The 22,235-nt window shown below is 54.8% G+C and carries 22 protein-coding genes and 1 pseudogene; 4 read left to right on the top strand and 19 right to left on the bottom strand.

The window, feature by feature from the left end:
• Positions 1-97: 97 nt before the first annotated feature.
• The 9 genes from DVA43_RS21335 to DVA43_RS21295 all read right to left on the bottom strand — a co-directional run bounded on the left by DVA43_RS21335 (position 98) and on the right by DVA43_RS21295 (position 5,338).
• The gene (locus tag DVA43_RS21335; protein ID WP_114316646.1) at positions 98-2,113 is read right to left on the bottom strand and encodes a replication endonuclease; all 2,016 of its coding nucleotides are present in this window, start codon (positions 2,111-2,113) and stop codon (positions 98-100) included.
• A complete protein-coding gene (locus tag DVA43_RS21330; RefSeq protein WP_114316645.1) occupies positions 2,110-2,967 on the bottom strand; it encodes a DNA adenine methylase in 858 nt (285 codons plus the stop codon). The genes DVA43_RS21335 and DVA43_RS21330 overlap by 4 nt, the downstream gene beginning before the upstream one ends.
• Positions 2,957-3,265, bottom strand: coding sequence for a DUF3850 domain-containing protein (locus DVA43_RS21325; RefSeq protein ID WP_114316643.1), 309 nt, complete (start codon positions 3,263-3,265; stop codon positions 2,957-2,959). The genes DVA43_RS21330 and DVA43_RS21325 overlap by 11 nt, the downstream gene beginning before the upstream one ends.
• Positions 3,256-3,489, bottom strand: a complete 234-nt coding sequence (locus DVA43_RS21320) for a DUF2732 family protein (protein ID WP_103177077.1) — start codon at positions 3,487-3,489, stop codon at positions 3,256-3,258. The genes DVA43_RS21325 and DVA43_RS21320 overlap by 10 nt, the downstream gene beginning before the upstream one ends.
• A gap of 67 nt (positions 3,490-3,556) precedes the next feature.
• Complete coding sequence (locus DVA43_RS21315; protein ID WP_114316641.1) at positions 3,557-3,958, bottom strand: hypothetical protein; 402 nt, start codon at positions 3,956-3,958, stop codon at positions 3,557-3,559.
• Entirely contained in the window at positions 3,958-4,386 is a 429-nt protein-coding gene (locus DVA43_RS21310; protein WP_114316640.1) for a hypothetical protein, read from the bottom strand. Before DVA43_RS21310 ends, DVA43_RS21315 begins: the two co-directional genes overlap by 1 nt.
• Complete coding sequence (locus DVA43_RS21305; RefSeq protein ID WP_114316639.1) at positions 4,376-4,573, bottom strand: phage filamentation protein Fil family protein; 198 nt, start codon at positions 4,571-4,573, stop codon at positions 4,376-4,378. Before DVA43_RS21305 ends, DVA43_RS21310 begins: the two co-directional genes overlap by 11 nt.
• A gap of 9 nt (positions 4,574-4,582) precedes the next feature.
• On the bottom strand, positions 4,583-5,086 hold the full coding sequence (locus DVA43_RS21300) for a phage regulatory CII family protein (protein ID WP_114316638.1): 504 nt from the start codon (positions 5,084-5,086) through the stop codon (positions 4,583-4,585).
• Between the two features lie 30 nt (positions 5,087-5,116).
• On the bottom strand, positions 5,117-5,338 hold the full coding sequence (locus tag DVA43_RS21295; protein ID WP_114316637.1) for an AlpA family transcriptional regulator: 222 nt from the start codon (positions 5,336-5,338) through the stop codon (positions 5,117-5,119).
• Positions 5,339-5,477: 139 nt separating this feature from the next.
• Here DVA43_RS21295 and DVA43_RS21290 point away from each other — a divergent pair, with 139 nt between their 5' ends.
• From DVA43_RS21290 to DVA43_RS21280, 3 genes are read left to right on the top strand one after another with little or no spacing between them, the layout of a single operon-like run.
• Entirely contained in the window at positions 5,478-6,065 is a 588-nt protein-coding gene (locus tag DVA43_RS21290; RefSeq protein ID WP_114316636.1) for a phage repressor protein CI, read from the top strand.
• Between the two features lie 7 nt (positions 6,066-6,072).
• The gene (locus DVA43_RS21285; RefSeq protein WP_114316635.1) at positions 6,073-6,561 is read left to right on the top strand and encodes a BRCT domain-containing protein; all 489 of its coding nucleotides are present in this window, start codon (positions 6,073-6,075) and stop codon (positions 6,559-6,561) included.
• A complete protein-coding gene (locus DVA43_RS21280; RefSeq protein WP_114316634.1) occupies positions 6,558-7,595 on the top strand; it encodes a tyrosine-type recombinase/integrase in 1,038 nt (345 codons plus the stop codon). The genes DVA43_RS21285 and DVA43_RS21280 overlap by 4 nt, the downstream gene beginning before the upstream one ends.
• Positions 7,596-7,876: 281 nt before the next feature.
• Here the strand turns inward: DVA43_RS21280 and DVA43_RS21275 are convergent, their stop codons facing one another.
• From DVA43_RS21275 to DVA43_RS21240, 8 genes and pseudogenes are all read right to left on the bottom strand, one after another.
• Entirely contained in the window at positions 7,877-8,866 is a 990-nt protein-coding gene (locus DVA43_RS21275; RefSeq protein ID WP_114316633.1) for a glycosyl hydrolase family 8, read from the bottom strand.
• A gap of 9 nt (positions 8,867-8,875) precedes the next feature.
• Positions 8,876-9,343, bottom strand: a complete 468-nt coding sequence (bcsD, locus tag DVA43_RS21270; protein ID WP_114316632.1) for a cellulose biosynthesis protein BcsD — start codon at positions 9,341-9,343, stop codon at positions 8,876-8,878.
• Positions 9,343-13,215, bottom strand: a complete 3,873-nt coding sequence (locus DVA43_RS21265) for a cellulose biosynthesis protein BcsC (RefSeq protein WP_114316631.1) — start codon at positions 13,213-13,215, stop codon at positions 9,343-9,345. Before DVA43_RS21265 ends, bcsD begins: the two co-directional genes overlap by 1 nt.
• 13 nt (positions 13,216-13,228) lie before the next feature.
• On the bottom strand, positions 13,229-15,691 hold the full coding sequence (gene bcsB / locus DVA43_RS21260; protein WP_114316630.1) for a cellulose biosynthesis cyclic di-GMP-binding regulatory protein BcsB: 2,463 nt from the start codon (positions 15,689-15,691) through the stop codon (positions 13,229-13,231).
• The gene (gene bcsA, locus DVA43_RS21255; RefSeq protein ID WP_114316629.1) at positions 15,688-17,808 is read right to left on the bottom strand and encodes a UDP-forming cellulose synthase catalytic subunit; all 2,121 of its coding nucleotides are present in this window, start codon (positions 17,806-17,808) and stop codon (positions 15,688-15,690) included. The genes bcsB and bcsA overlap by 4 nt, the downstream gene beginning before the upstream one ends.
• Positions 17,809-17,829: 21 nt before the next feature.
• Positions 17,830-18,636: a cellulose biosynthesis protein BcsQ gene (gene bcsQ, locus DVA43_RS21250; protein WP_114316628.1), complete on the bottom strand. Its 807-nt coding sequence runs from the start codon at positions 18,634-18,636 to the stop codon at positions 17,830-17,832.
• On the bottom strand, positions 18,627-19,199 hold the full coding sequence (gene bcsO, locus DVA43_RS21245) for a cellulose biosynthesis protein BcsO (protein ID WP_114316627.1): 573 nt from the start codon (positions 19,197-19,199) through the stop codon (positions 18,627-18,629). The genes bcsQ and bcsO overlap by 10 nt, the downstream gene beginning before the upstream one ends.
• Before the next feature lie 460 nt (positions 19,200-19,659).
• Positions 19,660-20,139 (bottom strand): annotated as a pseudogene (locus DVA43_RS21240) (DUF799 domain-containing protein); the annotation flags it as partial.
• On the opposite strand from DVA43_RS21240, the gene DVA43_RS24755 reads away from it, so the two are divergent.
• Complete coding sequence (locus DVA43_RS24755) at positions 20,135-20,278, top strand: SymE family type I addiction module toxin (RefSeq protein WP_168194673.1); 144 nt, start codon at positions 20,135-20,137, stop codon at positions 20,276-20,278. The pseudogene DVA43_RS21240 and the gene DVA43_RS24755 overlap by 5 nt on opposite strands.
• 227 nt (positions 20,279-20,505) lie before the next feature.
• Here the strand turns inward: DVA43_RS24755 and DVA43_RS21235 are convergent, their stop codons facing one another.
• A complete protein-coding gene (locus DVA43_RS21235; RefSeq protein WP_114316625.1) occupies positions 20,506-20,742 on the bottom strand; it encodes a hypothetical protein in 237 nt (78 codons plus the stop codon).
• Positions 20,743-21,435: 693 nt separating this feature from the next.
• Positions 21,436-21,876 (bottom strand): hypothetical protein, encoded by a 441-nt coding sequence (locus DVA43_RS21220; protein WP_114316623.1) that lies wholly within the window; start codon positions 21,874-21,876, stop codon positions 21,436-21,438.
• Positions 21,877-22,235: the final 359 nt, after the last annotated feature.

Below are 22,235 nucleotides of genomic sequence, written 5' to 3'. Positions count from 1 at the left end.
ACTGTATAAACATACAGTACACTCTAAAGCATCTTTTGTGAATAAAATTTTAGGCACGTTGTAAAGTTAAATTTTATTAACCAACGACTTACAATTTCTAACCCCAGCCCGGCCACATTTCTTCCTCTGGCTTACTTCGCTTCTCCTGCAACCTTCCGTGTCGGTAAATCAGTGCTGTTGCACCAAAAATTAACCCACTACCGCGCAGCAGAATGTCCACTTCCTCATCACTTCCAGCGAAACCCCGCTGATTCAGTTCCAGCTTTAATCGCCTCCGGGTTCCACCCTCCGTACAGTTATTGACAGAACTCCAAGGGGCGGCGTTGCCGCCAGAAAAACCAGCCTCCGCTGGCGCTTCGGCCAACTTCGCAACCTTCTGCCACTTCACCAGACGCGTGCACACCTCAGACTCAGGGATCAAAGGCGAATAGATACCCTGGACGCGCTGCACATCTTCCCCGTACTCGTTGCCCTGCTCGGTGATCTCATATGCCAGGCGAACAACCAGATCACGACGGGCAACCAGCGCACCACCCTGCAACTGGGTATACGCAGCCCAGTCACCCACATCAGCGGCAGCGAGTACGGCATCCATCCGGCTGTCAGTCAGGCGCTGATCGCCCAGGCGGCGCAGTTCACGCCATACAGTCACCGGGGCACCACCAATTTGCTGAAACTGACGGATACGCCAGCGGGACGCCCACGCAGAAACGGATTTAGCCATATCACGCAGGCTCTCCCCGGTTTCTTCATCCTGCTCGCCGTCCAGCGCAAAACCGTCGATGTTTTTGCTGATGTATTTGGCGATGTAGCCCGTGGCGCTGCCTTTCTCTGGATCGATAGGCTCAACGTGAAAACGCGCCTTTAGCGCGTTGAGTGATTGCAGTTCTTCGGAGTCAGCTGCACGGGCGTGATAGCAAAGAATATCGCGCACGGCATCGACGTCCTGCGGGCGCATGAACAGCAGCATGTGCCAGTGTGGTGTTCCATCGTGGTGAGGCTCTACCACCCGGAAACCAAAAACGTGAATACCAGCACGGGAGATCGCTGCCCGGCATTTAGCCCAGACCCCGCATAAATATTTCTGGGTATCCTGCGGATTACAGCCGTTCCACTGACCGACAAAGCCACCCTTGCTGTGTACCGCGTGGTAACGGGACGGCGCAGTGATGGTGTAAAACTCCCCGGCAAGCCCCTGCTCGTTGGCGATATCTTCAAAGCCGCGCATCCGCACCATCAGTTCACAGCGACGAATGGCCGGATTGGCCACGCTGCCGTAAACCATATCTGCGAGCGAAACACGATCCCCTTCCTCATTTATCAGGTCGAACTTTTTGAAGAACTCTGTATTACGCTTTTTCTGGTCTATCCATTCGCCCAGGGTCTTACGTGAAACATACGCACTTGCCGTTTTCTGTACCTGCCCTACGGCAATGGCCAGATGTTCGCGCTGCAGATCACGGGCGCGCTTGAGGCGCAGATACCACCACTCTGGTGCCATCATTCGAAGGATGCCGGAATAAGCCTGGCGCTCTGTCAGCTTATCGGCTTTGAATGATCCCCAATAAGGGGCGGTGAAATTAATCGTCTGCACCAGTTCGCCCAAGTGAACGAACGCCCGGCCAACACGCCGCGCAACCTCAACATCATCCTTTGTGGCACCGTCGAGCGTTTCGCTAAAGTCGCAGAATGCTTGAGACAACCAGGAAGAAACACGCCCGGCCAGCTTTTTCAGCTCCGGGCGGTCAAGGGACGGCAGACGTGACAATGATTTTCCGAAGGGGAGATCGAGAGCATCACCGGCCAGTGCGTACCTGGCGGTAACTTTCCGCAGGCGTGGCAATACGTTCTGTCCGATAGTACGGCGCAGAAACGCATTGGCACGGCGACGGCCGTCTTTTCCATTAAAGATTTTTTCGTAACGGTTGCCAAAATACCCGGCCAGCCAGTCGGGTATTTCGTGAAGGTATTGTGACCGGAAATCGTAATCATGAGGGTTAACAGCCCACAGACGACGTTCTGTTATTGTCGCATCCGCTGGCGTGCCTGGCGCAAAGGTTTCACGCCGCCAGGCATCGACGGCGTGGTGTTGCCCATTAACTGCCAGCGTCACGCGCAAGCCTTCGCAATAGAATCAAGCGGTGACTTGAGGATCAGCTCTGGCGCGACTTTCTGGCTTGCAGCTGCTGCACCAACACTGCGAGGGGCATTAACGCGAACAACCTCAAAACCGGCATAGAGATAATGCACAGTCTCCACATCGCTGTTGGATGCCACGACACTGATACCCTTCCGCGCCAGGCGACGCAGCTTGCGCGCCAGCCTGCCCTGATCCATATGAGAAAAACCGCCCTCAGTGTAAGCGGTGAAATTTCCCGCCTCTGTCAGGTATGGGGGATCGCAATAGACCACATCACCATCACGCACCATATCCAGCGTTTCGGCATAGTGAGCAGCAACGAACGTTGCACGCTTTGCCTTTTCAGCGAACGCGCGCACTTCATCAGCAGGGAAATAGGGCTTTTTGTACTTACCAAACGGCACGTTGAACTGACCGCGGCGATTGTAACGACACAGGCCATTGAAGCAGTGGCGGTTCAGGAACATGAAACGCGCCGCAGCCTCCACTCTTTCGTCACCAAAAGCCCGGCCAGACATATTGAAAGCGTCCCGAACCGCGTAGTAATAAACAGCACGATTCTCTGTATCACCCAGCGCCCCGGCAGAAAACAGGATCTCCAGCTCGCTAAGAAACGCGTCAGTGTCGAAAGCCATAACCTTATACAGGTTGACTAAATCCGGGTTCACATCAGCGATCAGATATTCGTCATAGTCCGTGTTCATCATGACGGCGCAAGAACCGGCGAATGGTTCAACCAAGCGCTTACCTTCCGGGAGGTGGTGACGCAGCTGCGGCATGAGGCGAACTTTGCTGCCAACCCATTTGAGAGGGGTTTTAACGGACATAGTCCACCCCACCCTGATCAAAGATATAAACGAGCGCATCAGTAGGCGAAAGGGATCGAATGGATAAGACTGACCAGCCCTCGGCCCCGGCAATGACATCCCCAGCAGGTAAAATATGGGTGATTACAGACGCCCATTCTCGACCTGTATATTTCCCGTGCTTCCACTCACACAGCGCCAATAAATCGCCAACTTTATAATCGCGATCACTACGACGTAGCTCCGCCTTTTTCTGGCCAGCAACTACGGCATCCATATACTGTGGCGCAATTTTTAGGCTATGAATTTTTACTGCCATGCTGCACCACCCTTGCTGCAAATGGCCGCGGCCTCTTCACGCAACAACTCAACAATCTCCGCCGCGCTCAAACCTTCGTTGGCGGCATGTGTGGCCAACTTATCCAGACGCGTCGAACACAGATCAGCAGCTGCGGCCTTACCTTCTTTCGTGGCTTTTGCCAGCATGGAAAGCAGGTCAGAACTGCTCTTTGCTACGGGTGAATCATTACGTGTCATGTGCATTTTGGTTTCCTTAGAGCAAAAGAATCCCCGGCCACTGGTAAGGTGGCCAAAAAATTCAGAGGTTTATTTAGTGGTAAGAAACGGTAACGGGCGCGGCTGAATAGCTCGGCGCAGGAATATGATGCAGCTCGTAGGTTTTGCGCCACCATTCCTGGATAAGCGCCTTAACTTCACCAACTCCCAAAGCACCCGCCATGTAAAAAACGGATCGGATACTGGCTAACGCCTCCACCTGGGCATATTGGCTTTCGGCTTCACGGTAAACGCTGCACCAGAACGCGGCATTGATAGCGAGCCAGTGACGCTGGATGGTCAAGTGCTCAGTGTCGTTAAAGAAAAACGGATGTAGTGCGACACGACCATGTTTAACAACGCTTTTAGATAAAAAAAGCTGGGTGTAATTATGCGGAACTCCCCAGGCATTCAGCTCCTTGTTAAAAATCCCGCTATCTACTGAAATTACTGGCATTAGTGATTCCCCTGCTGCTGCATCTTCTGAACGATGTGTGGTGCGATAATCATCTGAACCCCGTTTCCACTGCTGACAGGACGGGCTTTTTTGATTGGCCGGCTTGCTGTTCGTGATGAAAAATCGCTGTCACGCAAACTGCCGAAACCCTCAAACGTCATTCGCGCTCTGGAAATACCCTGACGCAACTGGATCATTGCCCGGTAGTCGAGGCGTTCGAACAATTCCCGCCAGCTGCACTTACACAAGTGGGCTTTAAAAACGTCCAAACCGGAAGCGACTGCAGCCGCATGCAAAACAACGCCGCGCCATTCCGGGTTCAGCTTGTCCCACCAATCAGCAGCCTCACTGCTGCTACTGAAATATTTGCGGCGGATATTTCTCAACTGCTCCAGCCCGCGTTTTTGCTGCTCGGTATTAATGGCCATAACTTCCCCCAGTCAGACGGTGGCTAAGACGCTTCCACCACGGGCGGCGAGGCAAGCGACCATTGAATTTGTACTGGTGTCCAGGGTTCCAGCGTTGACCGTTTGGTAACTCAATCCAGCCAGTAGTCCCGCTGGCCAGCTGCATGGCCGGTGATTGTTCTTTCAGATACGTAACGAAAGCTTTCATTGACATCCCTCACATCAACCCTGTTGCGTTTGTCGTGACGATATCCACGGCAGCAGCAAAGACAGGGGCAGACTGAAAACGAGCCTCAACGGAATAGACGATCAGGGAGAGGCTGCGAATGGCATCACTGGCGCGATCAAGAATCTGGTTTCGGCGCGCCTGGGTCATCTGTTCTGTGGAAACCGCTTCCCCGGCAATTGCGCCCACGCTGGCAGCAGCAGTGAGCGCACAAAATTGCATGTTCCCCATAGTGGCGTTGTTAACCGGGACGGAGGGCTGACAGTGCAGCTGGCGCAGCATGCCATCAAGAATGCGCGGGTCTTCTGTTGCATCTGTGATGGCGATAAGTTCGATAAGGGTCAACTGGTGCGGCTGATCCGGATTCATCTTGCAACGCAGGGTTGCCGGGCGCATCCCTACCGATTTAGCCAGCTGCTCAAGGTTATGAGACTGAGCGAAAGCCCGGCAAGCGCTATCAAGGTGATTGTGTATAGATACCTTGTAATCGTACATGATTCGCGGATTCCTAATTGCTAGCCTGGATTACGCATTAACCGAAATATTGCATTCGCTTAATGCCATCACGGTTAAAGCAGCCATGTTCACTTCAACCAAACCTTTTTTTTGCGCCCCTTTAGGCTTAATCGGGAGCTTTCCGTATGAAATCAGATTATTAGCTGTACTTTTTGACATGCCAGTTCGACGGCAATACTCATCAAGTGGGAGGTATGGCTCTGGGATCACGATTGTAATGTTAGGTCGCATAAGGCAAACTCCTGTTTTAGCCGATACGCCAATATCGGTCTTTATAAGGCAATATTCAAACAACGGAGCTTGATTAATTCGCATTATGCAAAGTGTCAATTACTGACATTAGAAATGTGCGCATTATCTTGTGATTAGCATGGCAACTTTCAAACTTGATTTTGATGTCGATAGCGCGCCGGTTCTGGATCGCGTGATAGAGGCCTATGGGTTCACATCCAAGCTAATGCTCGCCCAACATCTTGATATCGCAGCAAGTAGCCTTTCCTCCCGCTATAAACGCGGTGGTTTTCCTTCAGATATCGCTATTAGATGTGTGGCAGAAACAGGTGCAAATCTTGAATGGATAGCAACTGGTGAGGGTAGGAAGTTTGATGATGAGAAAGTCGATATTCTAAAAATGCCGCGCAAAAAAATCCTTGATGGTCAGCTTTATGAAGCTGGCACTCTCATGATGGACAAAGTTACTTTTTTGCCAGGCAGCCCATTGCCCACATCTCCGATATGCGTCTTAGAAGGTAGCAATCAGTTTATCGTTGATACCTCATTCACAGAGGTCTACGACAATCAGTGGTTAGTTGAAATTGAAGGAAAAACCAGCATTAGAACCCTTACTCGAATTCCAATTAAAAAGATAAGAGTTAGCGGTATTGGTATGGCATTTGATTGCTCAATTGACGATATAAAAATTATTGGGCGAGTAGTTTTAACTATTATCAATGGATGATTTAAATATGGAAGAAATATTAATATTCGTTTATGTCAATAGTAAGAATATTGTTAACGTTCAAATCATTAATAATATTTCGCAAAATGAAGAATATTTGCAAGGGGAGAGTCTTAAGGCCGGAGAGGAAGGAAAACTTAAAACGTTCCTGAAATCACGCATACTTTCTGAATGCGGTTCACTTGAAGAAGGAGAACTCTTTGTTTCCAAAGGGATTGATACTGGTTTACTTGAAATTCGCGCACCGAAACCAGAAACCTTCGATGTTCACTTCACTGGCTTTAAGAAAGACGAAAAAACGAATCTTGAAGATTTAGCCAATAAAGCGGGAATGGTAGTCAGAAAATCAGTAACAAAAGGGCTGAAACTCCTTTGCTACGGCTATAACGCCAGTTCGAAAAAAATGGCAACTGCACGCGGAATGGGCATTATCATTCTCAACGCCGAACAATTCTCGCAGTTCCTTGATACTGGTGATTTTACTGAAAGCCAATGACCGTAAAAAAACTAACCAATGGCCAATGGATTGCTGATTTTTACACAGTTAACCGCAGCGATGGCAAACAAGGTAAACGAGTACGCAAAAAATTCGCCACCAAAGGCGAGGCGCTGGCGTTTGAAAACTACACCCTTCAAAAAGTGGAGGACGCCCCCTGGCTTGGGCAAGGTAAAGACAAACGTCGCCTTTCGGATCTAATCCATCTCTGGTTTGAACGTCACGGGATAACTTTACGTGATGGAGAGAGGCGCAAAAGCACCATGCTCTGGGCTAATGAGTGCATGGGTTCGCCCCTGGCAACAGAATTTACAGCCCAACTTTTCACAGCTTACAGGGCTAAAAGGCTGGATGGTCATTTTGCCCGAACTAAGCGCGTCACAAAGGTTTCACCCCGCACCATGAACCTTGAGCACGCTTATTTTCTCGCGGTTTTTAATGAATTGAAGCGGCTTGGTGAATGGGATGCACCGAACCCATTAGAAAACGTTCGTCAGTTCAGAACCGAAGAAAGCGAGATGGCTTATCTGACTGGTGAGCAGATCGATAAGCTTTTAGAAGAATGTCGCAGTAGTTCCGCAAAAGACCTGGAAATGATAGTGCGGGTTTGTCTATCTACTGGCGCACGCTGGGGAGAAGCTGAAAAGCTCAAACGCAGCCAGATCACGGCAGGTAAGATCACCTTTATAAAAACGAAAGGGAAGCGCAACCGCACCATCCCGCTAGATTCAGAACTCATTGCAGAACTACCAAAGAAAAACGGCGCTCTTTTTAGCCCATGTTATTACGCTTTCAGATCGGCACTCGAAAGGGCAGGAATTGAATTACCGGCCGGGCAGCTGACGCACGTACTCCGACACACTTTTGCATCTCATTTTATGATGAACGGGGGAAACATACTGGTTCTGCAAAAAATCCTTGGTCACACCGACATAAAAATGACCATGCGTTATGCCCATTTTGCTCCGAACCACCTGGAGGAGGCGTTAAAGCTCAACCCTTTAAAATGTCGCAAAAGTGTCGCAGCAACTTAAGTTTATTGGACAACATGGGTTGATATTGGTTTTCTATATTACTGATTTTAAACTAAGTTATTGTTTTTATGTTGGTCGTTATGGTTCTCATAATCGCTTGGTCGCTGGTTCAAGTCCAGCAGGGGCCACCAAATTTCAAGGACTTAGACAGGAAACTGGCTAAGTCTTTTTTGTTTATATCGCCAGGGTCCGGTAAACAATATTCCCCACAAAACAAAAAGCGCCACCGCAAGTCATTCTTGCGAGGCGCTTTCCAGAATCCCACCGTAGGAAGGTAAAACCTATCTCGCCAGCGACACCAGCATCTTCAGACTCGCGGAGTAGTAATCCTCCTGCGCCGTGATCTGCGGTTCGCCCGCCGGGAGTTGGCCCATCGCCAGGTCACGCACCGCCAGCAGGCCGCCGTCCATCATATACGGTGCCGGATCGTTGGTAGTGATGTTCACCCACGCAGGGGTCTGGGTACGGGCGAAGCGTCCCCAGTAGGCGGTATACGGCGCCATCAGCGGGCTGGTTGGCTGATACCACTTCACGTACAGCGGCACGCGGATCGCATCGTAGCTAAAGCGCGCCGGCCACTCTTTGGCCGGGGTCACATGGCCGTCGGCATAAAGGGAAACCCAGTCCGCCGGGAGCTGCGTGTTGCCAAAGCGCATTTTCACCAGCAGCTTCTGCCCGTCGTTGATCAGATCGCGCCACACCGTCAGATGGCTGCGCTTCGCGAAATCCTCCCAGGCCGGGAAGATAAAATAGGACGGGTTGAGATTCACATGGCTGTTGAGGTTGAAGCCTTTCGCCCCAGGCAGCATCACGCGGTAACCGGCAAAGCTGATCACATTGCGCGCCACCAGCTCTTTGGTGATGGCGTCCGACGCGTTCAGGTAATTGCTGTCATTCCACTGGGTACCCGCCTTTAACAGCGCCCAGGCGATAAAGGTATCGCCGTCGGTGGCATTGTTTTTATCCATAACCGGATCGGCGGCCACCGGGTTGAAGCGCCAGTAGAACAGGCCCGTCTGTGGGTTTTGCAGATTCTTTTTCGTCCAGCTCCAGATTTTGTCAAAACCCGCGCGATCGTTGTTGCGCACCGCCATCATCATGGCGAAGCCCTGCCCCTCGGTATGGCTCACGCTGTTGTTGCCGGTATCAATGATGCGACCATCCGGCATCAAAAACCGCGCCTTGTAACTCTCCCATGCGCTTCCAGCGAAAACCTGATGGCTTAACAACAGCCCCAGCGCCAGAACCACGATTTTAATTCGCTGCCACATGGCCGATCCTTATTGATTGTTTTGGTATCTGAAATGGATAACCGTAGCCGAGGGGGATGCCTCCCGCCACAGTGAAACGTGCGATTTTCCGCCCTGCTCGCGCAGCCAGCGGGCGTAGAGCCCCTCCAGCACCGCGCTGAAGGCGTGGTTCCAGGCCATCTGCTTGGACTCTTCAGGCGGCACCGGCAATGCCGTATGCACGATGCGGATCGCCGTGTCGCTGGCATCAATATCAATATAGCCCCAGTTAAAGGCTGCCAGCCGGGCGTTGATCTGCTCTTCGAGTTCGCCCACCGTGTGCGCCAGCGTCAGCGGGAAGCGCTCGCCCAGGGCGTCGCCCATCTGCACGAGAAAGGCGCGGCTCTGCGCCTCGCCGACGTTCGCCACCATCGTCTCAACCATCACGTGGATCAGTCCAAACCAGCCCGACTGGGACTGTTGATGCTGGTAATAGTGCAAAAGCTGTTGATCGTTCATTACTTGTTCCCCAGAAGGTAGCGGAAGTAGAGGCTTGCGGTGCTTTCGTTGTAATCACCGAAGGTGTCATACCCAATCTGCCCGCCGATGGTCATATCTTTGTTGAGTTTGTAGTCCGTGGACGCGCGCAGGTTGTAGCCCAGGCCGTTTTCGCTGTTGCCTTTGTAGAACGCCTCTTTGGCGAAACCACGGGAGACATAATCTTCCAGCTGGCGCTGCATGGCCGCGTCCGTCGGGAAGTACGGGCTCTCATCCTGTGAGTAGGACTGATAACCAATCGACGCGCCTAACCCCAGGTTCCAGTTGTCATATTTCTGGGTGTAATCCACCGGGAAGGAGACGCTGATATAGTCCTGCGGACTGAAATAGCCCCCCTGCCCGTAGCTGAAGTAGCTCAGGTTTTTGTCGAAGTTCATGTAGTTCATGTTGATGCCGGCTTTCAGCTCGCGGTCGGCGGCGTAGTAAGGGCGGAAATAGACCCCCGCAGAGCCGGTGACGCTGGTGTTGCTCGGCACGTTCTCCCCGACGTAGTCATACACGCCAAACCCGGCGTAGAAACCTGCATCGGTATTGTCATAGCTCAGCTGCGCGCTGCCGCCGTTTTTGGTGACCTGGCCCCACTTCTTGCCGCTGTATTTGTCCTCAACGCCGACATAGGAGAGGAGGCTGTCCACCACCGCACGACGCTCGCCGGTGAGCACCAGCTTGAGGTAATCGGTCAGCTGTGGCGACCACTGGATCCCACCCACGACGGTATTCAGATCCTGACCCAGCGGCGTGGAGCCGACGTCAATTTTGTATTGATCCCCGGTGAGCGCCATCGCCACTTCCACACCCTGGGCGCTTTGCGAGCCCTGGGACGGCACCTTGATTTTGTCGATATTCGGCAGCTCAGGCGGCGTGGTGGTGGAGGCGTTATAAAGCTCTTCGGCAACGCCGCCCTGAATCAGCGCCCCGGTACCAAACCGGCGGCTGGATTCATCGGACGAGGTACCCGCATCGAGGCTTATCGGCGTGACGTTAACGTCCAGGCGGGAATCACCGAACGGCACGGTGGACCACTGCAATGGCGCCTTGATCTCGGTGAGCTTGCTCAGCCCCTCTTCGCCGTCACGCGCGCGCAGGGAGGTTGATCCCCGCGCCCAGGTGGCGGTTTTATCCACCAGCATCTCCATCATGTTATCCACCTGGCGCAGCGTACCTGCCTGGGCGGTTTCCACCGGCAGATCGGTGCGCACGGTACCCGGCGGCGCGGTCTCTGGATTACGCGCCAGCTGGGCCACCTGCCACGGCATCGCCTGGCCGTAGAGCGACGGCGACGCTGCCACCTCGCTGGTACTGGAGGTCCCTACAAACGGGTTGTCGGCCAGTGCCAGGCCGCCCAGCATTGGGGCGGTTTCACCGGTGTTATTCTGCAGGCCGAGCAGCTTGCCGCGCGCGGTGCGCAGATAGCTCATCGCCTGCTGATGATTGCCTTCCGCCTCGGAGACCCGCGCCAGCAGCAGCAGGCGCTCCGGCGTACCGTCGTTGGTCAGCCCGGCGCTCAGCTGCTTCGCTTTATCGACGTTTTTGCTGGCCAGGGCCACATCGATCGCCCCGGCCCGCGCATCCTGCTGCGGCGTATCGCGGGTCATCAGGTAGTCGTAGACCACCCCTGCCTCTTTATTCATCTTGCCGGACTGGTAGACGCGGGCCATCGCAAACATCAGATCGGTGTTCTGCGGATCGTTTTGCATGGCGCGGATCAGCTTGTCGTAGGCCGCGGCATAGTTGCCCTGCACGCGCAGACGGTCGGCCTCGTTGATCACGTAGCCGTTACGAATGCTCGCCAGCTGGGTTGGCGTACTGCGGGACTGCAACTCCGGGCTGGCAAGCCAGGCCTGGGCTTCGCTGCCCAGCCCCGCCTGATTGAGCACCGCCACCTGATCGGCATAATCCCCGGCGTTACCCTGCACGCCGCGGCGCATGTTGTCGTGAACCACGCTCACCGCAGTGGTGATATCCCCGCTCTGGGCAAGCATCCGCGCCAGCTTGCCCGCATCCGCCGGGCTTTGTGGCGGACGCGCCGCCAGGGCTTTCAGGGTGTTAGCCGCCGCGGTGCGATCGCCCTGCGCCAGATAGCGCTCGGCGACGTTCATCTGCAGGTTGTAGTTGACCCGCTGCGACAGCTCGCGCATATCGCGGTTCTGGCTGGAGGCCGGAATACGCGACAGCAGGGTTTGCGACTGCTGCCAGGCGTTGTTTTCACTGGCGAACAGCGCGGCAGCGTAGAGTTCGCTGTTGCTGGCGTTCGGGCGGAAAGCTGGTGCCATGGTGTTGGCCGCCTCTGCGTCGCGTCCCTGTTTCTGCAACAGACGCGCAAGATCGAGACGCAGCCAGGGATCGGACGGATAGCGGGCCGTCCCCTGCTGCAATAGCGCAATAGCGCGCTGCGGATCGCCGTTGGCCGCCGCCTGCTGCGCCTGACGACGCAACGGATCGGCCGGGTTGCCGCCGGAGACGCGCGGCTGAAGCCTCGCCTGCAGGCTGGCCGGCAGGGTCTGCAACATCGCCTGGGCTTCGGCAGTTTTGTTCTGCTCGCGCAGGACGTAGTAGAGGTTTTCCCGGGCCGCGCCGTTGTTCGGCTGCTCGGTCAGCAGGCCGCGCAGGGTCTGCTCCGCCGAGGTGTAATCTTTGTTATGCCGCTGGACGTCGGCGCGGAACAGCTTCGCCGCCGCCCCCTGTTCGCCACTGCGCTGGGCGAGCGGTGCGCTCAGGGCCAGCGCCTGGCTGACGTTACCCTGCTTGTAGGCCGCCTGCGCCTGGGCCAGCTGGCCGTAGAACTCGGCATCCTGCGCCTGCTGCTTGCGCTCCTCAGAGGCGCTTCCGCCCAGGCTTGCCGCACGGTTCAGGTACTGCGCGCCTGCGGCGTAGTCGCCTTTACGCAGGGCCACGTAGCCCATCCCGGCCAGGGCATCGGCATCTTCCGGGTTGGTCTTCAGCGCCTGCTCAAACTGGCTGCGGGCGGTGTCGGTATTACCGCTGTTCAGCGCCACATAGCCTTCGCCTTTTGCCGCCCCGCCGATGCTTTTACGGAAGTAGTCCTGCACGGCGGTATCGGTGGGATGACGCTGGAGGTAAGTCTGGTAATAGGCTTCGTCACCCGCCTGCGGCCCCAGCCAGAGCAGAGCCTGACGCAGGGATTTATCCGCGTCCTGACTGCCGCTCGCCAGATCCTGGAGGATATCCATCCCCTCGCGGCGGGTGCTCTCCTGATAGGTGAGCACTTTGCCCAGCGCAATTTTAACGTTGTTATCCTGCGGGTACTGCACGCGCAGCTGACGCAGCTCGCTTACCGCCTGCGGATAGAGGGATTTGTCCCCCGCCATGGTCAGATAGTATTCCGGGGCCAGGCTCGGCGGCGGCTGGTTGCCGGTAAACAGGCTCTGCCAGGTGCTAAGCGCGGCGGGAATATTGCCGCTGCGCGCCTGCTGGCGGGCCAGCTCCAGCTGCCCACGCGGCACCTGCTGCATCTGTTTCGCATTATCCAGCGCCTGCAGATTCGCATCCTGCGGCGAGACCGCCGTTAAGCGTTCACGCCACTGCGCGGCCCCTTTCATGTCCCCAGCCTGCTGTGACCACAGCGCCATCAGGTAGAGCGCCTGGGTGTTGTTGGGGTCCACCATCAGCACTTTTTTCAGCGATTCCATCGCCAGGTTATCGTGAGACTTCTCGTGCCAGTAGTTCGCCTGGTCGAAGAGCGCTTTCAGCGCCGGGTTATTGGCCGACTGCGCGGCATCCGCCGCCTGGGCGCCCTGAAGGCCCCCGAGCGCCAGCCCGCTGAACAGGCAAAGCACAGGCAGATGTCTGGCGGTTTTGTTTTTATTTTCCATAGTGTTACCACCCTTACTCACGATCTGAATCCTGTGGGTTAAGACGTTTATGCGCGCGTTTTTTCAGTAACGAGTAGAGGCTCAGGCCAATAATCGTCGCGAACAGCAGGCCAAAAATTGCCAGCATGGCGGAGTGCTGCGTGGCATACCACACCACCATCATGTACCAGGGCATCTGGCCGCTCGGGAACTGCGGGCCAACGCGGAAGCTGCGCACACCGTTTTCATCAGTGATGATCGCCGTATCGCCGCGGATCCCGGCGTTGATGCGGGCCGAGTTAAGATCGTTACGCAGACGCGAAAGCTGTTGGTCATTGCTGCCAATCGCCATCACCACCAGACGTTCCGGGTTCCACTGGGAGCGGAAGCTGACAAAGCCGCGCCAGGATTCATTCGACGAGAAGTAGCGGTCGGCATCGACGCCCGACGCGTTCCAGTCGCCCTCCAGCAAGCGCTGCGCTTTTTCCAGCATCTTCGGCTCGCGCACCCCAAAGGTGTGCTCGTTGCTGATAAACGGCGACTGGGCCAGCAGCGCGCGGTTGAAGGCAGTTTGATCCAGCGTGGAAACCGCCAGCACATCGCTTTCACTGAGGCGCAGCAGGTTCGCCCCGCCAGATGGCAGACCGAACATCACGCGGTTGTTGTTCAGCGCGGTGCCGGTGGCGTTCCCGGAGCGGGCAGAGAGATCCAGCAGGGTGCTGATCTCGCTTTCGCTCGGGTTCTCCGGCAGCAGCAGCACCGTTTGGGAGAAGTCCGCCAGACGGGTGAACGGGAACGATGCACCCACGAAGTACGACAGGTTCGGCAGCAGCGTGAAGTGGCGCGTGTTGCTCAGATCAATGCTGGAATCTTCGTCGATACGGCTCTTGATGTTGTTATTGAGCAGCACACTGCACGGCGCGGTCTCTTTGGTCTGGATGTTGAAATAGAGCTGCAGCTGGTTGTCACCGTAAATCAGGTATGGCTCCAGCGGCACCTCAACATTCTCCTGACGCGCATCGCCGCCAAGCTTGTGCCACAGGCTTTCGAGCAGACCCTGTTTGTTGACCGGCAGGTTGCGCAGGAACGCGCCGTTGAAGGTCATCGACAGATACGAACGCTGCTCGTCAATCCAGCTTTCGGACGGGAAGCGATAGGCCACTTTCAGCGGAATGGTGTCGCCATCCCACATAAAGAGATCCGGTGCGGCGCGGAACCCAAGGGTCAGCGGCTCGTGCCAGATACCGGTCACCGTCAGACTCTGATCTTTACGCATCAGCTCGCTCAGCAGCACCGGGCGGTCGGTGGCGATCCAGCGCGGGGCGTCATAAGGCTTGCTGACCGGGATGTTCTGGGCCTCCACCGGCAGGCTGGTGGTCTGGCCGCTGAACTGTCCGCGGGTCAGACGCCATGCGGCACTTTTCAGCTGCTGCTCGTTATTGCCCACCACCAACAGCAGTTTGTAGATCGGGTTGGCCGGGTTATCCACCACCTGGAGCATCGCCCCGTTAGAGGCGGGCAGCGTCAGGCCGCCAATCGACTCGCCCGGTTTGCCGAACAGGATGCCGTTTTTCTCCGGCAGCTGGTCATGCAGGGCGTCAAACGAAATACCGCGGTAGTCCGCTTCGATCCCCAGCCACGAGGCGATCAGCGCCGCCGCGCCCACCTGCTCCGGCAGGGTTTTGGCCGGGAAGGCGAAGGTCAGCGTAGTCGGCGTCATCTGCATCTCATCAAGGAACGGACGCGGGAAATGGCTCAGATCCGCGCCAATGTTCAGCTGCTGCGCCTCCAGGTCGAGACGCGTGTTCGGCATGATGGTGACCTGATAATTGTCCGACAGATCCCGCTGGCACAGCAGGGCATCGCCGTCGTTGATTTTGAAGCTAATGTTATTGCGTGACACCACCATCGCCGCCGGGATCTCCAGCTGATAGCTCGACACGTTGCTGTCGGCAGAGCCCAACGGCACCGTCCCCAGCGGCTGGCCGTTGAGCATCAGCTGCAGGGTGGTATTACGGGCCGCCATCGCCGGAGAGACCTTCAGGTTCAGCTCCAGCTGGGCATTGGTGATCACCTGGTCCGCCGGGAGGGTAAAATTGATCCCCCCCTGCAGCTGACCACCGCTTAACACCACGCCATTAGGCTGCCCCATCTGGGCAACGGTGATACTGCTGCTGGTGCCAGGGGTGATCCCCATCGGCACCGGAGAAGCAGGAACGGTATCGGGCGTCACCGGTACGGCATCCGGCACCGGGCTGGCAGCCGGTTCCGCAGCCGCCTCTGCCGCCGGTGGGGTCTGGAAAGCGGGCAGCGTATCGGGTGCAGGCAGGGAAGCCGGCGCCGCATCCGCAGCGGACTGCGCCGCGTCCGTCCCCGGCGGCGGGAGATCCACCGGCAGCAGCGATTCCACGGTGGTCGGCTCTTCCGCCGTCACCGGCTGCGCCAGTACGCCAAATACAAACAGCATCTGCAGGGCTTTGCGGGTCATCCCTTTCATACAGCGGTATCCTCGGTGGCGTTATTCCTGCGCCCTGCATCCTCATGGCGTTGACGACGCTTATTACGACGGTCTTTCCAGGTCAGCCAGAACAGATCAAATACGCTGCGAATAATGATAAACAACGAGCGGAACGGATTGTCCTGCGGCTTAGGCGGGTTGATCCACGCATCGGCGCGGGCCAGCACCACGCGCACCAGCTCGCGGCGGCGCTCCAGCGGGATCTCGGCAAACATCAGGCGAATGTACTGCTCATCGTGGGCAATGACGCTCACCGGAATGCTGATCGCCCCCGACTGCAGCTGTAGCTCAATCTCTTCGATCTCATCGGTCAGGTGACGGTCATCCACCACCGCAATACGGCAGCCGCCCATGGAGAGATCCAGGGTATGGCTGCGCGAGGAGATACCGCTGGCGTAGTGGATCACCACCGGCACGTTGGCATCAATACGGATCGTCTTACGCGTCTGGCGGGTTTCCCGCGCCACGGCAATGGCCGCCAGCAGGAAGATCAGGCTGTAGATACCCCAGCCGACGTTCAGGGCAATAACCATCGGATCGACGTTAAAATAGTCATGCGCGACGGCGCGCGTGATCCCGGCAACAACCCCTGCCGCCAGCAACACCGCAATAATCAGGTGTGGGCGGACAATGCTGAAGTCGAAATAGCCCACGTCCAGCAGCGCGCCTTTATCGGTTACGTTGAACTTGCCGCGTTTCGGGAAGATCAGGGTAATCACCGTCGGCAGCACCAGGTGGAAGGCCAGCACGAGATCATAGATCTCCCCCCAGAAGCTGTAGCGGAAGCGCCCGTTGACCCGCGAGTTCACATAGATGCAGAGGAACAGGTGCGGCAGCATATAGGCGAAAATCAGGCTCGCCGAGGAGTGAATAATGTTCAGGTTAAACAGCAGGTAGGCCAGCGGCGCGGTGAGGAACGCCACGCGCGGCAACGCAAACTGGAACGAGAGCATGGCGTTAAGGTAGCACAGACGCTGCTGCCACTTCAGGCCACGGCCCAGCAGCGGGTTATCGACCCGCAAAATCTGCGTCATGCCGCGCGCCCAGCGGGTACGCTGGATCACGTGCACCACCAGGCGCTCCGTCGCCAGCCCTGCGGCCAGCGGAATATTCAGATAGGCCGATTTCCAGCCCAGGCGCTGCATCTTCAGCGCGGTGTGGGCGTCTTCGGTAACGGTTTCCACCGCAAAGCCACCAATCTCTTCCAGCGCGCTGCGACGGATCACCGCACAGGAGCCGCAGAAGAAAGTGGCGTTCCAGTTATCGTTACCGCGCTGGATCTGCCCATAGAACAGCTGACCCTCGTTAGGAATATCGCGGCCTGCGGAGAGGTTACGTTCGAACGGATCCGGCGAGTAGAAGTAGTGCGGCGTCTGCATCAGCGCCAGCTTCGGATCCTGCAGGAAGGCCCCAACCGTCGCCTGCAGGAAGATACGCGTCGCCACGTGGTCACAGTCAAAGACGCAGATCAGCTCGCCTTTGGTGAGCTTCATCGCGTGGTTGAGGTTGCCCGCTTTGGCGTGGGAGTTGTCGTTACGCGTGATGTACCCTACCCCGACGTTGGCGGCAAACACCGCGAACTCGCTGCGCTTGCCGTCATCCAGCAGGTAGATCTTCAGCTTATCCGCCGGATAATCCAGGCACTGCGCCGCCAGCACGGTATCGCGCACCACGTCCAGGCTTTCGTTATAGGACGGGATATAGATATCCACCGTAGGCCACTGCGACATATCATCCGGCAGCGGCACAATCTTGCGCTGTAACGGAAAGAGGTTTTGCAGATAACTCAAAATAATGGTTATCCAGATATAGAGTTCGGCGAGAAATAACCCGATCCCCAGTATGGCCTCAATTTCGGAATTAAAGTGCAGCGTCTGCGTGGCCCGGAACCAGATATATCGTGTGGACATTAACACCGCCACGATCATCATGATTACCGATACGCGGTGATGTTTGCTAAAGCCGAGCAGCAGCAGCGCCCCAATGCTGATTAAGCCGAAGATATACTGCTTCTGGCTATCCATTGGGGTGATAATAATTAATACGGCGATGGGTGCTAAGACCAATAGCAGTAGATAAAACAGCGCCTTTTTCATAGGACGTCCTGGAAATTGTCGTCAGAAACCGGAGGTTCTCAGGTTGGCGTGCACGGCGCCGTCCCCCACCTGGATACCCAAAATACCCGCGATACGCTTACTCACCAGCTCGATATCGAACGCCGCCGCCGAGGTGGCGCTGAAATCCAGTATCGATTGCTGTGAGGCATTGGCCTCAGGCACGCTTTCATCCCGGTTGATCACACCAAGCAGGCGATCGCCGAGGCGTTGCTGTAAGAAGGCGGTGACGTCACGGCTGATATGGCGCCGGTTGTCACTCTGGTTCACCAGGAAATAGTATCCGGCCTTGTTGTTCGGCGGTTCGCCGCCGGTCAGCCGGTGGTTATCAATGTGGGGCAGCAGTGACAGCGATGCGGTGTCGGCCAGCAGGGTCACCAGGTGCATATCGGCCAGCGGGGAGATCGCCTTCAGCGCCGGGTTCGGCCCTGGCGGGAAGTCGGCCAGAATGACCAGCCCCGGGTAGTTCAGCAGAGAACTTAACCCACGCGCCAGGAAATTGCTGTCGCTGGTGAGGTTATGTTCAAAGATCAGGCGCTGCTCTTCCGTCACTTCACCGTAGGGCAGGACAAACATATTGTTGCCCGCCGTCAGCACCGACTGGCTCCAGTCGGCGGATTCATTGGCGCGGGCAACGTAGCCGCGTCCGTCAGACAACGGCACGCCAAAATGCAGACGCAGCGCGTTCTGTACGTCGAAGTCAATGGCCAGAACTTTACTGCCGGAACGTGCCAGAGCATAAGCGAGGTTGGCCGTGACCGTGGTTTTCCCGACTCCGCCTTTTGGCGAGCAAATACACACTAACGGCATGAAGCGATTTTCTCCAGGAGCGGTTGTAAGGGAAGATCTTTTACCGGATGGCTGGCACGTTCAGACGCTTTGGTGGCGAACAGCTGCTCAAAGCGCACCGGCTCTGCAGGTTTTGGCGCAGGGGTAGCTTGCGCAATGGGCACTACGGGCGCAGGGGTTGCACGAACCTCAGGTTGCGGCGCAGGCGACTCTTTCACCGGCGGCTGGCTTGCCACCTCAGGTTTAAGCTGATCGAACAGCGAGGGCGCAGGCTGAATCGGCGCCTCTTTTTCGGCGCGGTCAACATTCATGTTTTGCATGATCGACGGCGAGGAAACGGCAGGCGCCTTCGTCAGACTGGCAAAGGCAGCATCCAGCTCACCGGGTTGCACTGCCTGGGGAATCGGTACGGCGACGCTGCCCGCTTTCGCCAGCGCCGCGTCATTATTCACACCTGCCAGCTGGTTGATGATCGCCCAGCCGCTACTGGAAGCCTGCTTGTTTTGCGCAGACAAGTCCTTGAAGTTGATGTCACCGGTGCGCGTTTTATCCTTGAAACGCTGCAAATCATCATAATTTTTCATGGTATTACTCGTGATTTACAAGTCAGTATTTTTTGTTTCCTGCATGACTTTGCCAGGGACAATATTTTTGTGGGAATACGAACGTGTAAAGGGGATCAGTGATTAACAACCGCCATAAAGCATTCCCTTTACGGGTAGTCATATTTGCTTAGTAAATATTCTAATGCATATTACGTAGAGCTAATACTATGTACAAGCTTATCGACAGATCGCGTAATTTCTCCACTTTCTGCCAGCAGTAACCCCCAACATACAGATAAAATATCGCTCTATGTCACCCAAGCGAAAGATTAATCCAGCAAAAATATAGCACGCAAAGCTTAATATCGACAGGAAACTATAAGCGGGGTTTATGAAAAGCAGGATACAGGGGTGAGTATGGCGGGTGCACGGCAGCCTGGCGGGTAACGGGAAAGTTGTAGATAAATAATCCCGGCCCAGGGGCCGGGATTGAAGGAGATTACAGAACAGTCTGTCCGTATTTCGGCGAGCGAGGCCCGTACAACAAGCCGCTAGGCCCTGCGCTGAACAGACGGACGCTGGTCATCTGAGCGACATCATACGCTTTATCGGTTGCCGAATGCGTAATCTGGGTCACCGCCGCGCTGATCAACATACCCAACAAGCCACCGCCAGAATTACTCTGACCCTCATTGCTTGAAGCCGTGGCAATGCCTTTCCACAGCTCTTTCCCGGTGCGTAAATCCACTAACCGCGCCGCTGCGCTCACGCGCGTCTCGCTGCTAATCACCTGGTATGAGGTGCCGTAATCGGTGAGGGTGATGTACATCACCGCATCAGCACCAAAGATCTCGTGCAGTTTTTTCAGCGGGATCGCGCTGATGTCGTCTGGGTTGGTGACGCCGTTTTGTTTAAATGTCTCTTCCACCACCGCAACCGGGAACACGTAGTAACCGGACTCGGTAAGAGGCAGAGTGACGCTGACTTGTACTACGAACGGGTACTCCTGCTGCCCCAACCTGCGCCTGAACGGTAACTGGCTGGCAGAGGTGGGATTTAGCACCGACACGCCGATCACGGTCAGCGTGGAGCAGGGAAGGTTACAGCTTCTGCGATAGCCCTATCTGTAAATGTTGATGCTGTTTTTGTATTACCTGTAAATACTCTATCGAATAACTCCGCTTCAGATTTTCCAATTTGACAAGAAAAAGATGAACAAGTGGCTTAAGGAGTTTCCGGGGTCGCTGAACGACACTGGCGATCTGCCCTTGTACAAACGGGGTAACGAGCATTTTTCCTGACCGATAAAAGTAAGCTCCCGGCTCGGTGGCCGGGATACTAACAACTATCCAATCAGTTCGTCTTTTGTTTGCATTAATATCTTTAAAAAATCGTCAACTTGGAATTTCATTTCTACAGCTTCGGACAAGATTCGGCTATCTGAGAAAAATTCTATTTCAATAGAATCAATACCCTTATCTTTGTTCAACTGGCAAAGAATCTGCCCTCGATAGGATATTTCTGCAGTCAGTTCCTCATAACGAGAATCACTAAAGAAATCTACTTCAAAACCGTTACTCATTTATCCTACCTTCTTGGATCTAAAAAACCAGAAAACGAACCATCAGCGTTATAACGAATACCTTGACCACTTGGTAAACGATATTCAACTCCACCACGGGACAACTCTGTTTTAACTGTACCAGGATTGCTCAAGACGTCATTCACAAACTTACTCGCAGATTCATTTTTCTGAGCAACATTTCCTTTTAAAGGTTCAAAAGTCCCACCTTCTCTGCCTGCATGCTTTTCCCAAGCTCTTGCGGCGGCAGACATACCTTGCCCATTTATCGGTTTATTTGCTGACGAAATTAGATTGTCCTTCGTTGTAGGGCTGAATTTTCCACCTTTAGCTGCCCCACCACCACCTTTCAGCGGATCCCCGTCAGCATCCAGCACATTTGGTTTCAGTAAATTGATGTCATAGATATTGACCGGCAACTTATCCTTATCACCCAGCGAGTTATTCTCAGCCGCATTCTTCCCGGCTCCCGCACCTGCAACTGCAACTGCAGACCCCGTGCTGTCCCCCGCCAGCCCTCCGGCCATTCACGCTGAAATCGTCGCCAGGGCGCTGACCGTCTGCTTCTGCTCCTCGCTCAGCTTCGACAGGTCGGTCACGTCAGGATAAAACCCTCCACCCCGCTACCGCTTTCGCCGCAAGCTCCCCGCAGCCGCGTCCGTGGTAGCCGCGTCTGCGCATCTTAGGAGATTATTAACTTATGACATCAGTCGTTGCAAAAATTGCTTCTTCATACTTCTCAAGGTTATTACTTAACCAAGTCTCACCTTGCCGTATAACATGAAATTTAACCACCGCACCAAATTCATCCATCGACACTATCATATTTAGTTTTTTATCGTTTCGTTCAAGGGGCCATTTATTCAAAATGGTATTACAAAACAAACAAGCATAGTCTAAGTATCGTTCAGAAACATAATCATCTATATGAAAAGAGTTAACAAAACACTCAACACCAGTCTTATCCATCAAATAGTTATCATTTGGATAGACTGTAAAAAGAGCTGCAAGAAAAAAACAGTCTGCTTGCTTTACAAAACCTTTCTCAACCCATAAACAGAGTTCTTTTGGCAATACTAAGTCACTCCAACAAGCATTACGCAATGCCTCTAACATCAGCGAATTATATATCATTTTTTCTCTCCCAAATATTGAATCATTCCTTTATCTAAAGCTTTTTTAAAAGATGTGTCTTTCAATAAATTATTCACTGATTTTGGCGCGTTCGGGAAAGAGTTAGTTTTAGGATCATAGATATACTTATTACCCTTATTATCTTGATAGTGCAATTGTCATGGCCTTTGGCCTGGATTAGGATTTTCGACATCGATACGTTCTTTGCCCGTTCCTTTCCATATAGTCTTGCTGGCCGTTTGAACACCATACTGACCCAGCATAGTGCTACTGTTGCTTTTTGCTACACCACCACCACCTTTCAGCGGATCGCCATCTGCACCTTCAATTCCGATTTTCAACATCGGATTTATATCGAA

It is taken from the genome of Leclercia sp. W6 (genome assembly GCF_003336345.1).
Taxonomy (GTDB): domain Bacteria; phylum Pseudomonadota; class Gammaproteobacteria; order Enterobacterales; family Enterobacteriaceae; genus Enterobacter.
Note: the sequence above shows the minus strand (reverse complement) of the source record. Positions and strands in the feature narration are given on the sequence as shown.

Bases quoted from the DNA above. Each gene is read 5' to 3' on its own strand.
- DVA43_RS21310 (WP_114316640.1), bottom strand. From the start codon at position 4,386: ATGGCCATTAATACCGAGCAGCAAAAACGCGGGCTGGAGCAGTTGAGA.
- DVA43_RS21290 (WP_114316636.1), top strand. From the start codon at position 5,478: ATGGCAACTTTCAAACTTGATTTTGATGTCGATAGCGCGCCGGTTCTG.
- DVA43_RS21320 (WP_103177077.1), bottom strand. From the start codon at position 3,489: ATGCACATGACACGTAATGATTCACCCGTAGCAAAGAGCAGTTCTGAC.
- bcsA (WP_114316629.1), bottom strand. From the start codon at position 17,808: ATGAAAAAGGCGCTGTTTTATCTACTGCTATTGGTCTTAGCACCCATC.
- DVA43_RS21305 (WP_114316639.1), bottom strand. From the start codon at position 4,573: ATGAAAGCTTTCGTTACGTATCTGAAAGAACAATCACCGGCCATGCAG.
- DVA43_RS21220 (WP_114316623.1), bottom strand. From the start codon at position 21,876: ATGATATATAATTCGCTGATGTTAGAGGCATTGCGTAATGCTTGTTGG.
- DVA43_RS21275 (WP_114316633.1), bottom strand. From the start codon at position 8,866: ATGTGGCAGCGAATTAAAATCGTGGTTCTGGCGCTGGGGCTGTTGTTA.
- DVA43_RS21285 (WP_114316635.1), top strand. From the start codon at position 6,073: ATGGAAGAAATATTAATATTCGTTTATGTCAATAGTAAGAATATTGTT.
- DVA43_RS21315 (WP_114316641.1), bottom strand. From the start codon at position 3,958: ATGCCAGTAATTTCAGTAGATAGCGGGATTTTTAACAAGGAGCTGAAT.
- DVA43_RS21325 (WP_114316643.1), bottom strand. From the start codon at position 3,265: ATGGCAGTAAAAATTCATAGCCTAAAAATTGCGCCACAGTATATGGAT.
- DVA43_RS21235 (WP_114316625.1), bottom strand. From the start codon at position 20,742: ATGAGTAACGGTTTTGAAGTAGATTTCTTTAGTGATTCTCGTTATGAG.
- DVA43_RS21265 (WP_114316631.1), bottom strand. From the start codon at position 13,215: ATGGAAAATAAAAACAAAACCGCCAGACATCTGCCTGTGCTTTGCCTG.
- DVA43_RS21300 (WP_114316638.1), bottom strand. From the start codon at position 5,086: ATGTACGATTACAAGGTATCTATACACAATCACCTTGATAGCGCTTGC.
- DVA43_RS21280 (WP_114316634.1), top strand. From the start codon at position 6,558: ATGACCGTAAAAAAACTAACCAATGGCCAATGGATTGCTGATTTTTAC.
- bcsO (WP_114316627.1), bottom strand. From the start codon at position 19,199: ATGAAAAATTATGATGATTTGCAGCGTTTCAAGGATAAAACGCGCACC.
- bcsB (WP_114316630.1), bottom strand. From the start codon at position 15,691: ATGAAAGGGATGACCCGCAAAGCCCTGCAGATGCTGTTTGTATTTGGC.
- bcsD (WP_114316632.1), bottom strand. From the start codon at position 9,343: ATGAACGATCAACAGCTTTTGCACTATTACCAGCATCAACAGTCCCAG.
- DVA43_RS21330 (WP_114316645.1), bottom strand. From the start codon at position 2,967: ATGTCCGTTAAAACCCCTCTCAAATGGGTTGGCAGCAAAGTTCGCCTC.
- DVA43_RS21295 (WP_114316637.1), bottom strand. From the start codon at position 5,338: ATGCGACCTAACATTACAATCGTGATCCCAGAGCCATACCTCCCACTT.
- bcsQ (WP_114316628.1), bottom strand. From the start codon at position 18,636: ATGCCGTTAGTGTGTATTTGCTCGCCAAAAGGCGGAGTCGGGAAAACC.